The following is a 14233-nucleotide window of genomic DNA, read 5'->3' as shown; positions in this document are numbered from 1 at the left end:
CCAGTTTTGGGTCGGGTTTAGTTTCGTGCGGTCTAAATTTTGTGAAAACGATGAAAAGAGCGTTACTTATCACTTGACTTAATACCACAAGACTTCTTATTCTTTTTTAATGAAAGCTTTTTCAGGTAAACTTTTACATTACTTAAATGTTAACGGAATAATTAAATGACGTCAAGGTTGAGCGAGAATTTTCATTATTTTTTCATACTTTTTTGACATTTCAAACAATTTGTTGGGCTAAATGAAAAGAACTTCCTATTATAACTGCTTTTTTTCTTACCAAAATAACGATCACGCCCATTGTTTTTCTTAGTAAGATTTAATTATTTTATTTGTTATTTTCATTAAATTTTTCTCACTTTTATCCGATTTAGCTAGCTAAAACGAAGAAACCCACCCGCTTCATCTCAGCTGTCATTCTGAGGTGAAACGAGTGGGTATTTTTTTATTAAGCAGTGATTTCAGGGGCGATTTTTGCTAAGCGTGCTGCTTTTTCTTCGGCTGAAATACCGTTTTTTTCAACGTAGCGATTTTTTTCGTGGGCCGCACAGTCGTAGCAACAACCACCTAAATATTTGGCTTCATTTTCTTCTGAAGTTAAAATTTGACGGTTACAAAATGGATTGCCACAGTTCACGTAACGTTCGCAAGGCGTGCCATCAAACCAATCTTTTCCGATCACTTTTTTGTCCACGTGGTTAATTTCCACACTAATCCGGTCATCAAAAACGTACATTTTCCCATCCCAAAGTTCACCTTGAACTTCTGGGTGTTTACCATACATTGCAATCCCGCCATGTAATTGAGAAACGTCTTCCACCCCTTCACGAAGTAACCAACCAGAGAATTTCTCACAACGAATCCCACCGGTACAGTAAGTCACGACTTTTTTATCCATGAATTGTTCTTTATTGTCGCGAATCCATTGTGGCAACTCGCGGAAGTTACGGATATCCGGACGAATCGCTCCACGGAAATGACCTAAATCGTACTCATAGTCGTTTCGAGCATCGATTACAATTGTTTCTTCTTCTAATAAAGCTTCTTTAAATTCAATCGGGTCTAAATACTTACCCGTTAAACGGAGTGGATCAATATCATTTTCTAAGTTAAGTGCGACTAATTCTTTTCTTGGGCGCACGAACATCTTGCGAAAAGCATGGCCTTCACTTTCATCAATTTTAAACCAAGTCTCTTTGAAACGTGCATCGGCATGCATCCAGTCCATATAAGCTTGAGTTGCTTCAATTGTGCCTGAAACAGTGCCATTAATGCCTTCTTCGGCTACTAAAATCCGCCCTTTTAAACCTAAACTTTTACAAAAAGCCAAGTGCTCTTTCGCAAAAGTTTCTGGGTCTGTGATTTCAGTATAGTTATAATAAAGTAATACGCGATAGTCCATATATCGGTTCCCCCTCATAAAATTATACAGGAGCCATTATATAGTGTTCTTTTAGAATTGACGAAGATTTTGCTTGTATTTTTTTACACAATTTATTAAAAAAAGAATGAGTGACGAGTATCCAATAATAAATAATGTCTACCGAATAATTGCCAAATATTCATAACTTGACCAATTTTCGAATATTGATAAAAGTGCACGGCTTTCCGTGTTCTACCGTTAAAAATCTTGCACTTATTGTATAAAATATCGAGGTCAAACGTCGCTGTTTCGATGTTTTTTATTTAATCAGGAGACATTAGACACTAAATAGCCTAGTTTTGTACTAAAAGCGATTCATCTAGCTTTTTGTTACAAATAAACTTATACTTTAGCATAAAGCGATACGGAAAGGACGAAAGAAATGGATTTAGAAGAATTAAAGCGTCGCATGCATAGTGGGGAGCTTTACTGTTGTGATGAGCCGACGATTGCCGCAGAACAAATGTTTTATTTAGACAAATTGTTTGCTTACAATCAACTGCCCCCTTCTAGAACAGAAGAAAAACAAACTTTACTAAAAGAAATGTTTGCTGAAATTGGGGAAGCGTGCTACATCGAAACGCCTTTTCATGCCAATTTTTTTGGGAAAAACGTTCACTTTGGGAAAAATGTTTATGCCAATTTCAATCTCACACTTGTTGATGATTCTCATATTTATGTAGGTAACCATGTGATGATGGCACCGAATGTCGTTTTAGCGGGTGGCACACATCCGATTCACCCTGAACTGCGTAAGAAGCAAGTCCAATACAACTTACCAGTTAAAATTGAAGACAACGTTTGGCTAGGAACGGGCGTGATTGTTTTACCCGGTGTGACAATTGGCGAAAATAGTGTGATTGGAGCTGGGAGCGTGGTCACAAAAGACATCCCTAAAAATGTCATCGCAGTGGGAAATCCTTGTCGTGTTTTGCGCGAAATCAATGCGGATGATTTAAAATATTACGAAAAAAAACGTTTAATTGACTTATAAACAAAAATGAGACGGTGACTTTTTTTGTCACTGCCTCGTTTTTTGTTTTCATTTTCCTAGCGTGTTCCGCTGCCGTCACGAAAAGCACCGCCACAAAAACATCTCAAATGAGAGATGGCGGTGCTTTTCGTTTCGGTTCTTTAATCGCAACGATTATCTTTGGCATCCTAACAGCAGTGAAAAATGACAAAAAAAAATAACCGTCTACTTTAGCAGAGCGACGATTATTTTTATAAAATAGTTAAAACCTGCCACCGTCTTAATCGGTGCTGTCATAGGGGAGTTGTTTCAGCAACTCCTCTTTACACGTCTAGTATAGCAAAAAAGAGTGGAAATTTCAATTTTTATGTGGCTTGCGTAGGCAAATTACGTTTTTTTCCTTTTAACTGCTAAAATCTAAAAAAAGACCTGTTAGTTTTTTTATGCTATCAGCTTGGTACGAGTATATGATCGAATCCGAAACCTTGGCCGCGAAAGACCTCCAAAAAATGTCATTGCGGTTGAAAATCCTTGTCGCGTTTTGCGTGAAAATAATGCAGATGATTAAAATACTACGAGAAAAAACGTTTAATTAACTGATAAACAAAAACGAGACGGTGACTGACGTGCGCCCCTCTAAGCTAGACCAAAAATCTAACTTAGGGGGCGCACTTTAGTCTTTTTTGTCACTGCCTCGTTTTTTCTAACGTGTTCCGCCGCCGCTGCCACCACCAAAAGAACCGCCACCACCGCCACTGCTGGTACTTCCACCACTACCACTGCTCGAATCGTTGCTTGATACACTCGTTTGATGAGCGTAGATTCTTGTGGCGGTTAAAAGTTGTTCGGAATAAACGGACTCGCGTAGAGCGTTTGGCACGAGTTGTTGCATTTGAGGATAGGTCGTTTCAAGTAAACCAAAGAAATTTGCCCAAATTAACAACTCATCCCAATCTTCCGTTGCCGGGTCACTCGCTTGGTTTTGTTTAGAGAAATCTTGTAAATAATTACAAAGCAAATAAATTTTTTCTTGCAAATTTTCTCCAGCTGCCGTGAGTTCATAACGATTTTTCTTAAAGAAGCCACTTTCTTTTGGGACTAAGAAGCCTTTTTCAACTAAGCTTGCTTGTGAAGCAGCGACGACGTCTTTTTCCCATTGTGTTATTAATTTTCGATTTTTAGTTACCCATTTGCTGAATTCTTTTTGGGTGACTTGTTTTTGTCCAGCTGCTGCCAGTTTTAAATAATCAAAGAGTGTTTTTTCTAACGGTGGAGCGTCAAAGTTTTCTTCTAAAAAGACAATGGCAACCTTGCTCGTTTTAAATATTCCGCCTTCTTTTAACGTTTGAATATCAATTCGTCCTTCATAGACCCATTTTAATAGTAATGTCGAAAATAAACGCTCAAAATTTGTCCGTTGTAGCTGCTTAACGACGCTGTATAACTCAATAATCGGGCCATCATAAGGAAATTCAGACGTGTATTGTCCTTGATATTGGTTGGCTTTATACGTTACCGCAATGCCGCGTTTAAAAGCCGCCAAGACAAGCACAAAGATAAGCGAAATTGGTAAAAATAAAACAGTAAACAGGCGCAGACCTTGCTCTTCTAACGTTCCGATTGCATAATTTTCTGATCTTTCATAATCACTTTGATCAAAAGCTTGTTCTTTGATTTGTTCAAAAGAAACGCCTAGATTTTCGTTCACTTGAAAAGTACCATCTAAAAAACGAACGAGCAAAGTCGCGTAATCCTCGCTTGTCAGCGGTTCGCTACTCGTTGCAACAACAAGCCCGTCTTCAAAATGAACGCCCCCAGGAAAGCCAAAGCCCCAAATCTGCTCGTTTTCGATCTCAAACGGTTGCGCCATTTCAATCGTAATTTGCAATTGTTGCGGTGGTAAATTCGTCTGATCATTTACAAAACGCCAAAAAAGCAGTTGGCTATCGGTTAATTGTTTCACCATTTCGGTTACGGTATATTGCAATTCATAGGTGTGCGCGCCATAATCACCGATGCCCCAAACTAGTTCGTACCCCGCTTCTGTTTGGATGATGCCGTTTTTCCCTTTTTTTTCTTGTCTGGAAGCGTCAATGGACCAATTTGGCTCGAAAAGATAAGGTTGGCCATTCTCAACCACCGTAAAATCTTGAATCAATGATTGCCCTAGATTTTCAATGACGAGATAGTTTTCCGTTCCCTCCACTAATGTCACTTCTCTTTTTTCCGTAACGACTGCACTACCATCCGGTTGCAAGAAAATGTGAATCGTCAAGGCTTGCATCTGATGATCTTCGGCATAAACAAAGCTGACCTTACTCATAATAAATAACGTACAGAAAAATAACCACACTTTAAGTCCCTTTTTCTCCAACTGAAACACCCCATTTCTACTCTCTTTTATTTTAGCATAAGCCGGCTTTAAAAAGTCGCCTGAAAATATTCAGACGACTGACAAATTTATTCCTTTTTTGCTAATCCTTCGTTTAACGCTGCAACCGTCGCTTCTGTAATCGTTCCGTTGCGTAATAAAATGCTCGTTTTCGTTTTAAAAGCGGGGGCCAAAGCTAAGTCCTCGACGCGATTAGTTACGTCAAGAGAAATGTCGACCAACCGGTTTTCTGCCAGCTTCATTTTAAAATCCGGTTCTACAATTGCAAGTGATGCTAAGGCAACGAGATCACCGTAATTTAATGCGTCAAGGGCTTTTTCTGGGCTAGTAATATCACCAGCAACGATTAACGGTACACGCCCGGCCACTTTTTCGCGGATTACTTGATTGATGATTTGTCCTTTGAATTTTCCTTGTTCGGCTTTTTTGCGATAGCCATTTGGACCAAACAACGAAATGCTGACATAATCCACATCTAAAGCCAAGACTTTCTCGAGTAAAAGCAGTGAATCTTCTAACAAATAGCCAATATTTTCACCATGAATTTCTTCTGGGCTTAACCGATAACCAATTAAAAACGGTCGAGTCGCTTCTTTGGCAATGACTGCTTGAACCGCGCGCAACACGTCTAACGTCAATTGACAACGACGCTCAAAATCGCCACCCCATCGGTCATTGCGTTCATTTGAAAATTTTGAAAAAAATTGCTGCAATAAAAAATGATTCGCTCCATGAATTTCAACCCCATCAAAGCCTGCCTGATAAGCCCGTAACGCCGCTTGACTAAAAGCCGTAATCAAGTTTTCGATTTGAGCGGTCGTTAATTCTGTTACTGGATAAGTTAAAAAATCAAAAGCCTTCGAACTCGGGGCATAAACAAGTCGATTTTCTTCGTAACTATAACTCGCCCCACGCCCTGGATGAAACAACTGCAAAATTGCCGTGCCCCCTTGCGCCTTCATCGTTTGAGCAAGTGACTTTAACCCGGGCAAGTAGCGCTCGTCTTCATTGCCTAAACCAAAACCAAACGCATTGCCTTGCGGAAAAACATTCGCTGAACCGGTAATTAATAACGACGCACTTTGATTGCGACGGGCCATAAAGGCTAAATCTTCTGACGTCACAAACCCTTCTTTGGTCGAAGCATTGGCCACCATCGGAGCTAAAACAAAACGCGAGTCGAGCGTCACGCCAGGCTTCAACGTCATCGGGGTAAATAATTTGTTGTATTTTTCACTCATCGATCCGATTTCCTCCTTTTGTTATCGGCTTAATTATCGCATTTTTTCACAAATAAATCGAGCGAACATTTTTCGTTTTAGTAAATAAAGAGTATAATAAAGCTAAGAAGAAAACGTTTTATCGTAAAGGAGGGTGCCACGATGTTCACGAAAAAAAATGCGCGCTGGCTTTTTGTCCCACTTGTCTCTTTTCTTTTTCTAAGTGCTTGTACCGCTGCTTCGACGAGTAACACTGCCACTAATGCGACCACTGAAAAGACGATTTCGGTGCAGGGCCAAGCAAGTCTCCTTGCCACGCCAACCCAAGCAACTTTAACCCTTGCAGTGACAACATTCAATGAGGACGTCACCCATGCCCAAAGTGAAAATACCGAAAAAATGAACCAAACGTTTGCTACCTTAGAAGATTTAAAGATTCCAAAAGAACAAATAAAAACAACCGCTTATCAAATCACTCCGCGTTTTAATTATACTAGTGAGACAACCGAAGTCGCCGGGTATGACGTGACGAACCAAATTGAAATCACCCTTACTGATTTGAACTTAGTTAGCCAAGTCATTGACCAAACCGTCAAACAAGGCGTTAATCAAATGAGTCACATTCAATTTTCTTTAAGCAAAGAAAAACAGCAAGAACTCTATCAAGAAGCCCTCACCCAAGCCGTCCTCGATGCAAAAAGCAAGGCTGAGACACTGGCGAAAGCTGCCAAAGTAAAAATTAAACATCCCTATCAAATCACGGAAAGCAGCAATAACTTTACCACTCCTCGCTACGAAACTAGCGAAGTGATGCTTGAAAAATCTTTTGCTAGTGATACCCCCATCGCTAGTGGTGAACTGGTTGTTGAAGCCCGTGTGTCAGTTGACTATCGCTATGAATGAAAAAGAAGCAACTTGAGTTTATTGGCTCAAGTTGCTTCTTTTTTAGATTTTTATTATCCATAAAAATACAAAGCGAATGGCGATTAATGCAAGTGATACACTAAAAAATAACGGATTTTGCATTAATATCATAAAGTAACCTAAAAAAGGAATACGCCACTGTACTTTGCCTATATATTCTTGATCTGTCACTTCCAATAAGTCGTCAACAGCATTGGCATCGCCTCGTGTAATTAATTGATTCTTTGAAGTCAAATGTACCACTCGATGGGTGACAATGATTCGATCATTTTTGAAAGTAATAATATCTTCTTCTTTTAATTGTTGAAATGGCTCTTCTTTAAGAATAACATAATCACCAATTTGTAATGCTGGAACCATACTACCACTAATCACAGTATACCCACGATAACCGAATATACTTTTACGGTTTGGTTCTGAGAAAAAATTTAAGATGGCTAATAGGACAACAAATGCCACAAAGATTGTTGCTAAAACATTTAATAGTTGATACTTTTTATTATACATACATTACTCCATCTCTGGGACAATCATTTCAATTAGCTGATGTTTTTTTTCGGAATCATAAATAAAATGATTCGTTTTTGAGGAAACAAAGACCACACTTTTGGTATGTTCCAAATCATTGGCTGCTTGAATCTCACAATTAAAAGTAGGGAGATATGGTATCCATTGCGTCGGATCTGTCTTGCTGGTCACTTCAACACTATATTTCAATGTGTTTGAATCTAATCCTAATTCACCAGTTGAAGTAATTAAAAATGGTCCTTCGTCTTTTTTCAAGGGTTCATCCACTTTATAAGCTCGAGACAACAGCAACCGCGTAAAAGTAGGAGAGCCTACCATCATTACTTCTATCAAAGTAATGTCCTCATCTGTAGAGTCTTCATCTTTGTAATTACTCAAATTATTCAAAATAATTTTTTGCGGTTCTGATTGACTATAGATAATATTTTTTGCTTTTTGGAGAAACTCCTCATTTGTCAAAGGCTCTTGGATAATGGTTTCTTCTAAATACATTTTTTCGATTTTATCCCAAGCTGTTTCATCGCGCATTGGGGTTGCAATTAAATATTGATTATTTAAGTTGCGTATATTAATCGCTTTTTTATATTGAAAAAAAATAAAGATAAACAAAACAAAGAAACTACTTAAAATAATTATTTTATTAATACTTATTCGATTATCTCTTAACATCCACCAAGCCACCTATCATCAATAAGTACTCTCTTAGTTGTTGCGTAATTTTTGGTAAATTAACAATCCTAAAAACAGCAAACTAATTATAACTAGCATAAGAGGTTGACTTAATTTTACCATGACAGCCCCTAGTTTGGGAATAACATAACGTTGTTTTCCTATATAATTTTCTTGATTTACAATCGTTTGATCCAAAAAGGAATTACCATCGCCTTTTAACATTAAGCCTTCCTCAGTAATTTCAGCTACACGATGCGTTACGACTTTTTTGTCTGTATCCATGTAACTTAAAACATCCCCAACTTGAATCTCTTTTAAAGCAGGTAATTCATCAATAATATAATCACCGGTCGAAAATGTTGGTTTCATACTATCACTTAAAACGATATAACCTTTATACCCAAACAAACCATTTTTATCCGGCCCTGAAAAGAAATTGAGTAAAGCAAAAAGTAATACGACTGCTACAACAATTGTCATTATGAAATCAAAAATTATCTTAATGTGTTTTTTCATGGTTCCTCCGTGGTTGAATCTGTAGGTAAATTTACTAAGTCGGTAGTGATTGAATCTGTTTCACTAGTACTTACTTGATTTGATTCTATACTTAGTAAATCCTCGCTAGTTAAAATAGAGTCATTAACTATCGTTTCTAATTTTTCTATCACCGTTGTATTGTTTTCTGAATAGCTAATAAATTCATCTGAATAGTGATGTGTTAAAGCATCATAAAACTGAAATCTCACTTGCTTATGCTCCGGCGTCGTTGCACTTTGATATTCCAAATCAATTTTCATTTGCGTGGTATCATCCGAATAACTTGTATTAACTATTTTAAAACCTTCGCCAAGTTGTGAATGTATCAATGTATAATTTGCCAAATAATGCTCAGGTAGTTTAACAAATAAAGAAACTTGTCCCTTATATTCTTCTGCTACCTTCGTTAGATTTAGATTTTTTGTTGCAATATCAAATACGTTGATTAATTCGCTAATATCACTTTTAGAATAAGTATTTACTGACTCGACTTTTCTTTGATAAACAATTTTTCCCGCAGCATTTTTAAAAATAAGTTCAGCTTTTTTCCCACTTTCATTGCCATTTTGAGTAATGCGAAATTGAGAATCTGATACAAATTCAAAAGCAAAATATTCTGGATTCGTTCCTCCAAATGAAATTTCGTAATTTCTTAATATCTTTTCTTTAAGAGGTAAAACGGCCCTTTTTCCCCACAAATTATTATTATCATTGGGGGTTGCCATTGTTACAACTGTTCCTAGTTGGCTTGCATAAATAATAGCGTCTTTGTTCTTCTGACTTTTAATTGCTAAAAAATCTGAATCCAATAATACTGGCAAGCCAAATTTATTGATATCAACATTTTTAAAATACTCACTCCAATTTGAATGGAGTTCTAACCAATTGAATTTAGCTTCTTGTACTTCTTGCGCTTCTTTCACACCAATTTCTACAATAAAGCCTTTATCGGGAACATACATCGCCTCAACCACTTGGAGATTTTGACCCAAACTAAATTTGTTTGATTTCAAATAATTAATTCGTTCACTTATCGCCTCATCCGTTCGATTAGACGCATCTTTCATATAAAGTCGTCCCGTTGAAATAGTTGTTAACTGATTATCAACAACGCTATAGTATAAATTATCTTCTAAATAGTGTTCCTTATTGCCAAAACTTTCTTCAGTAGGCCATTCTTTTTCTGGTAAATCAGTATCTTGATCATTGTCATTACCATTATCGCTACCACTACCATTATTGTCACCGGTGTTGTCACCACTGCCGTCCTCGCTGCTATTATCAGAATTATTGATTATTTTAACTTCCAGCGTTTGATCATCTCGAAAACCAATCTCATCTGATTCAAGGTTCCTTTGGCTAATTCGAATTAAGAAAATAAGTTTCATTTCTTTTATTTCTTTAAATTTTTCTTTTTTAATTAGTTTAAAATTAAGTTCCATCCCTTTTTGGCTATCAATAAAATAATCATTTGAATCCTGCTGAATTATCTCTAAATATTCAGTTAAATTTTCTAGCTGTGCACCATTCGCAATTCCTTCAATTGATCTAACTGTAATTTTTCCATTAAGGCTTCCAATATTCTTCACGTTAATGGCTAAATCTGAATTGGTTTCGTTTGATAAGTTGATTTCTGGTTCAGAAGCTACAGATACTCCTAGTGTGCCAGTCTGGAGTTTAATACTGCCATCCATACTAACGCTATCTGTAAAATAGGCATGCGTTGTTGCTAAGGGAGTAAAATGCAAAAAAAGGGTCACTAAAATGATTAGTGACCAAAAGAGTGTTTGTCGTTTCATTTTAGTAACCTCCAATTTTTATAAACCTAAGAATTATCTAGCATTATTTTTTCAACTGATTTACGGTTAATGTTGCAGCATTTTCTAATTCAGATAAATCTAATGTACTCTTCGTAACGTCGCTCGTATTTAATTTCCCCTCACCATATTTTTCTCCGTCTTCCTTAAACGGAACAGATACAGTTAGAGTAATCGTTATTACATCATTCGGTTCAACGATTATTGTTCCATCTAAAGAACTAAGATTTTTACCCCCAATATATTTATCTGCTCTTGTAATACTATAGCTAATTACATAATCGAACCCTGAATCATTTATTGCAGTTGAAATATTAGGGCTAACTTCACTTTTAATACTTGCTGGTAATGACCCTTCGTATTTAACATTATATACCTTTTGATAACCGTCACCAGATTGCAAGTTCGAGAATGAATTTTCACTCTCTTTAACAACGTTTTTAAAATTGTTTACAGCATTATACTTATCAACAACTCCATAAGTCCACTCGCTAAAATCTTTATTCAAATCACCAAAACTCACTGTCCCCGTCGTCAACTTAATACTTCCATCCACGCTTGTACTATCGGTGAAATAAGCATAAGTACCGTAAGTTGCTGTGCCGATAAATAACAATGCTAATAACAGCATTGAATAACGACGATTCCCTTTTTTCTTTACCCCAATTGTTTCATTTTTTTGATTATCTTTGTTTTCCATGAACATGATAATCCTCCTTTTTTATTATTTGGTAAACCAGTTTACTGAGCCCGTTATATAACAGATTAAATCGAATAATTTACTAAGTATAAGTTAATAATTTTTTAGTTTATTATTCTTGAAAAAATGTAAAAATATTCTTTTTTATCTATTAAATATATTTGCATTAAACCGATAATATCATTTTTATTGATAAAATCAAGCACTTTACACTTTTTTATTCGTATTTTTTCTAATTATTTTTTAAATTATCATGATAATTTTTCTAATTATTTCTTCAATGTTATTTAATATATTCAAATAATAATTCAGATTATACATTAATGGAATTGTGACAAAAATATCGATTATGATACTAAAAATGTTTTTTATTAAAAGATAAAATCCATTCGCTTCTATCAAAAATTTATTATTAAATAAAAAAAAAAACAACATTCTTTGCATTTTTGTATAAAACAAAAACGCAAAGAATGTTGTCTATGTTATTTTAAATATAATGCTTGTTCTCCCATCGATTCATACACTTCTTGCAAAGTTTCGATTGAGACGTGTGCATTTTTTTCGCCATAAGGGTCGTTGTAGTAAACATTTTTCTCGCCCATGCCTGTTAGTACAACGGAATGAATGAGTGGCGTGACTTTTAGTGTGCCGGTTTTTGTTGGCCAATCAATAAAATCTTTTTCGGTTGGAATTTGCATATCGACGGTTGATAAAATCCAAACCGGGGTATCTTTTTGTAAGACTTGTAAAATATCAGCGAAAGGTCGGCCTTCACTCGCAACGATTTCAAATTCAGTGCTGACAATTTGTTTTGCGACAAGAGCGATTGGTTTGACGTAGACGCCCATGGCTTGTTTGCCGGCTTTTATATCACCGACAAAACCAAGATTTGGATCGCCTTTGTATTTCTTTTCGACTTTGTAAGGTTGGTAGTTCAGTAAGTTGCTTAACTTATTTTTGTTGACTTCATAGCCATAATACCGTAAAAGCATGGATAGACTCGTGATTTCGCAGCCATTTTCTAATGCTTCGTCGGCAAATTGACTTTCAAGTGGTACATCAAGTCGGATGCTTTTTAAGAAGTTCGGATCGCCAACAAGGGGGGCTGGTTCGTCTGCTAAACCAAAGATATCGATGGTTTCACTTGTTGGGGTTGTTTCTTCTTCTTGGGTATTTTTTCTAAAGTAAAAGAAATAAATGGTACAAATAATAATTAGCAACAAGACAGAATTAATGATGATTTTTTTATTTTTCATTTTTATTGGTATGCCTTTTTAATAATAATCTCAACGCGTCGATTTTTTGCGCGACCAGTTTCAGTTTGGTTCGTTGCGTGGGGTTTGTTTTCCCCGTATGCTTGAACGGAAATTTTTTGGCCATCGACAATTTGTTCTGTGACTAAATAGTTCATAACAGAAATGGCACGGGCGGCACTTAATTCCCAGTTTGAATGGTACTTGCCGTTTTCAGGAATGTTATCGGTATAACCGGCAACCGTGACCTCTTGATCAAGTTTTTGTAAATGTGGGGCAATGATGCCTAGTGAACTTTGGACTTCACTGCTTAAGTCGGCACTACCTGGCGCAAACAAAATATTGCTATCCAAGTTAATGTGTAGGCCGTCTGATTTTAGCGTGACGTTCGTATCTTGGCCTAGATTGGCGTCGGCTAAGTCATTTTTTAAGTTTTCGCTCGCTTCAACCATTTGTTGGTCTTCAATTTTTTGGGCAACGGCCGATTCTTTGGCTTCTTCTTCTGCAACGGTACTACCGGCTGCATCCTCGCCACCATCGCCTTTCGCCCCGTCGCCTTCATCGGTCTTACCGGAGTAATTGCCTAGATTCATTACTGGGCCAACTAGCGAATCGCCCCCTACTTTTAGACCGGCGAAAATGGTTCCAAATTCACTTTTGAATTCTTCAAATTTCCCTTCATCGACACGTGCCATCGCAAACATAACGATAAACAAAGCAAGTAACAAGGTCAACATATCCGCATAAGGCAACAACCAAGCTTCGTCAATGTGTTCCTCATGTTTTTTCTTTCGTTTCAAGATTTATCCCTGCCTTTTATGAAGATTGTGATCGGTTTTCTGGTTCAATTAAGCTAAAGAGTTTTTGTTCGATTGTTTTTGGTGATTGACCGGCTTGAATCGACATGACTCCTTCTAAAACGATCATCATCTGCAAAACTTCTTCTTGGGATTTCATTTGCAAACGGCTACTAAACGGTAATAAGATAACATAACCAAAGAAAATCCCGTAAAGTGTCGCCACAAACGCTGCGGAAATCATATGTCCCAACGCATCCACGTCATTTAAGTTTCCTAAAGCACCGATTAAACCAATTACGGCACCGAGTACACCGAGTGTTGGTGACGTGGTTCCTGCGGTCTTAATCATCGTTGCTCCGACGCGGTGACGTTCTTCCATCCCAGCAATTTCGTTTTCTAATGTTTCTTGAATTTGTTCTGGATCAATGCCATCGACGACCATCTCTAGCCCCATTTTTAAAAAGGGATTTTCTAAAGATTGCACACTACTTTCGAGCGACAATAGACCATCGCGACGTGCTAAGTTCGACAAATCAACAATTGTCTTGATTGTTCCTGGAACATCGTACGTTTTGTTTTGGAAAACAACGCCAAAGATTTTTGGCAACCGCTTGATGTCTTTTTGCGGAAACGAGTTGATCAAAGCCGCAATCATCCCTACAAAAATAATAATGACGGCTGCAGGGTTAATTAATACCGCAACGTTGGCTCCTTTTACAATCATCCCAACGACTACCGAGAAAAACCCCATTATAATTCCAATAATTAAAAATATATCCATGATTCAAAATCCTCCCACCGAAATTAACGCTACAAATATAACTATCGGTTGAAATCAACAATAATTAAGTTAAAAAACGAAATTCGAACGTTAAATGAAAGAAAAAGGCCACAAAACAAGGGTCTATAATATTTGGTGTTGTTACTAAGAAATTGGTAAGAACACCCTTTTTCTTTCTATAACAAAAAAGCATCTGTTTCCCTTATAATTAAG

The 14233-nt window shown here is 36.9% G+C and carries 13 protein-coding genes; 2 read left to right on the top strand and 11 right to left on the bottom strand.

Translation table 11 applies throughout. The annotated features are described in order from the left end of the window. Positions 1–448: 448 nt before the first annotated feature. Complete coding sequence (gene trhO / locus JOD14_RS12325; protein WP_204655080.1) at positions 449–1402, bottom strand: oxygen-dependent tRNA uridine(34) hydroxylase TrhO; 954 nt, start codon at positions 1400–1402, stop codon at positions 449–451. Positions 1403–1805: 403 nt separating this feature from the next. Here trhO and JOD14_RS12320 point away from each other — a divergent pair, with 403 nt between their 5' ends. Beyond that, positions 1806–2417: a sugar O-acetyltransferase gene (locus JOD14_RS12320; protein WP_204655079.1), complete on the top strand. Its 612-nt coding sequence runs from the start codon at positions 1806–1808 to the stop codon at positions 2415–2417. A 682-nt stretch (positions 2418–3099) separates the two neighbouring features. On the opposite strand, the gene JOD14_RS12315 is transcribed toward JOD14_RS12320, so the two are convergent. Continuing rightward, complete coding sequence (locus tag JOD14_RS12315) at positions 3100–4770, bottom strand: DUF2207 domain-containing protein (RefSeq protein WP_204655078.1); 1671 nt, start codon at positions 4768–4770, stop codon at positions 3100–3102. An 86-nt stretch (positions 4771–4856) separates the two neighbouring features. Beyond that, on the bottom strand, positions 4857–6029 hold the full coding sequence (locus JOD14_RS12310; RefSeq protein ID WP_204655077.1) for an oxidoreductase: 1173 nt from the start codon (positions 6027–6029) through the stop codon (positions 4857–4859). A 141-nt stretch (positions 6030–6170) separates the two neighbouring features. On the opposite strand from JOD14_RS12310, the gene JOD14_RS12305 reads away from it, so the two are divergent. Beyond that, on the top strand, positions 6171–6911 hold the full coding sequence (locus JOD14_RS12305) for an SIMPL domain-containing protein (protein ID WP_204655076.1): 741 nt from the start codon (positions 6171–6173) through the stop codon (positions 6909–6911). Positions 6912–6953: 42 nt separating this feature from the next. Here the strand turns inward: JOD14_RS12305 and JOD14_RS12300 are convergent, their stop codons facing one another. From JOD14_RS12300 to motA, 8 genes are all read right to left on the bottom strand, one after another. Then, positions 6954–7439, bottom strand: a complete 486-nt coding sequence (locus JOD14_RS12300; protein WP_204655075.1) for a signal peptidase I — start codon at positions 7437–7439, stop codon at positions 6954–6956. Positions 7440–7442: 3 nt separating this feature from the next. Beyond that, complete coding sequence (locus JOD14_RS12295) at positions 7443–8129, bottom strand: hypothetical protein (protein WP_204655074.1); 687 nt, start codon at positions 8127–8129, stop codon at positions 7443–7445. 33 nt (positions 8130–8162) lie between these two features. Next, the gene (locus tag JOD14_RS12290; RefSeq protein ID WP_204655073.1) at positions 8163–8648 is read right to left on the bottom strand and encodes a signal peptidase I; all 486 of its coding nucleotides are present in this window, start codon (positions 8646–8648) and stop codon (positions 8163–8165) included. Then, positions 8645–10468 (bottom strand): hypothetical protein, encoded by a 1824-nt coding sequence (locus tag JOD14_RS12285; protein ID WP_204655072.1) that lies wholly within the window; start codon positions 10466–10468, stop codon positions 8645–8647. Before JOD14_RS12285 ends, JOD14_RS12290 begins: the two co-directional genes overlap by 4 nt. Before the next feature lie 43 nt (positions 10469–10511). Further along, complete coding sequence (locus tag JOD14_RS12280; RefSeq protein ID WP_204655081.1) at positions 10512–11186, bottom strand: hypothetical protein; 675 nt, start codon at positions 11184–11186, stop codon at positions 10512–10514. Positions 11187–11668: 482 nt separating this feature from the next. Continuing rightward, complete coding sequence (locus tag JOD14_RS12275; RefSeq protein WP_204655071.1) at positions 11669–12442, bottom strand: C39 family peptidase; 774 nt, start codon at positions 12440–12442, stop codon at positions 11669–11671. A 2-nt stretch (positions 12443–12444) separates the two neighbouring features. Further along, positions 12445–13239: an OmpA family protein gene (locus JOD14_RS12270; protein WP_204655070.1), complete on the bottom strand. Its 795-nt coding sequence runs from the start codon at positions 13237–13239 to the stop codon at positions 12445–12447. Between the two features lie 16 nt (positions 13240–13255). Beyond that, entirely contained in the window at positions 13256–14020 is a 765-nt protein-coding gene (gene motA, locus JOD14_RS12265; protein WP_204655069.1) for a flagellar motor stator protein MotA, read from the bottom strand. Positions 14021–14233 lie beyond the last annotated feature (213 nt).

It is taken from the genome of Enterococcus lemanii (assembly GCF_016909125.1).
Taxonomy (GTDB): Bacteria; Bacillota; Bacilli; order Lactobacillales; family Enterococcaceae; genus Enterococcus_I; species Enterococcus_I lemanii.
The sequence above is the reverse complement of the archived record's forward strand: the minus strand, read 5'-3'. Positions and strand labels throughout refer to the sequence as shown.

Coding starts and splice junctions, on each gene's coding strand:
- trhO (WP_204655080.1), bottom strand. CDS start 1,402: ATGGACTATCGCGTATTACTTTATTATAACTATACTGAAATCACAGAC.
- JOD14_RS12320 (WP_204655079.1), top strand. CDS start 1,806: ATGGATTTAGAAGAATTAAAGCGTCGCATGCATAGTGGGGAGCTTTAC.
- JOD14_RS12310 (WP_204655077.1), bottom strand. CDS start 6,029: ATGAGTGAAAAATACAACAAATTATTTACCCCGATGACGTTGAAGCCT.
- JOD14_RS12305 (WP_204655076.1), top strand. CDS start 6,171: ATGTTCACGAAAAAAAATGCGCGCTGGCTTTTTGTCCCACTTGTCTCT.
- JOD14_RS12300 (WP_204655075.1), bottom strand. CDS start 7,439: ATGTATAATAAAAAGTATCAACTATTAAATGTTTTAGCAACAATCTTT.
- JOD14_RS12295 (WP_204655074.1), bottom strand. CDS start 8,129: ATGTTAAGAGATAATCGAATAAGTATTAATAAAATAATTATTTTAAGT.
- JOD14_RS12290 (WP_204655073.1), bottom strand. CDS start 8,648: ATGAAAAAACACATTAAGATAATTTTTGATTTCATAATGACAATTGTT.
- JOD14_RS12285 (WP_204655072.1), bottom strand. CDS start 10,468: ATGAAACGACAAACACTCTTTTGGTCACTAATCATTTTAGTGACCCTT.
- JOD14_RS12280 (WP_204655081.1), bottom strand. CDS start 11,186: ATGGAAAACAAAGATAATCAAAAAAATGAAACAATTGGGGTAAAGAAA.
- JOD14_RS12275 (WP_204655071.1), bottom strand. CDS start 12,442: ATGAAAAATAAAAAAATCATCATTAATTCTGTCTTGTTGCTAATTATT.
- motA (WP_204655069.1), bottom strand. CDS start 14,020: ATGGATATATTTTTAATTATTGGAATTATAATGGGGTTTTTCTCGGTA.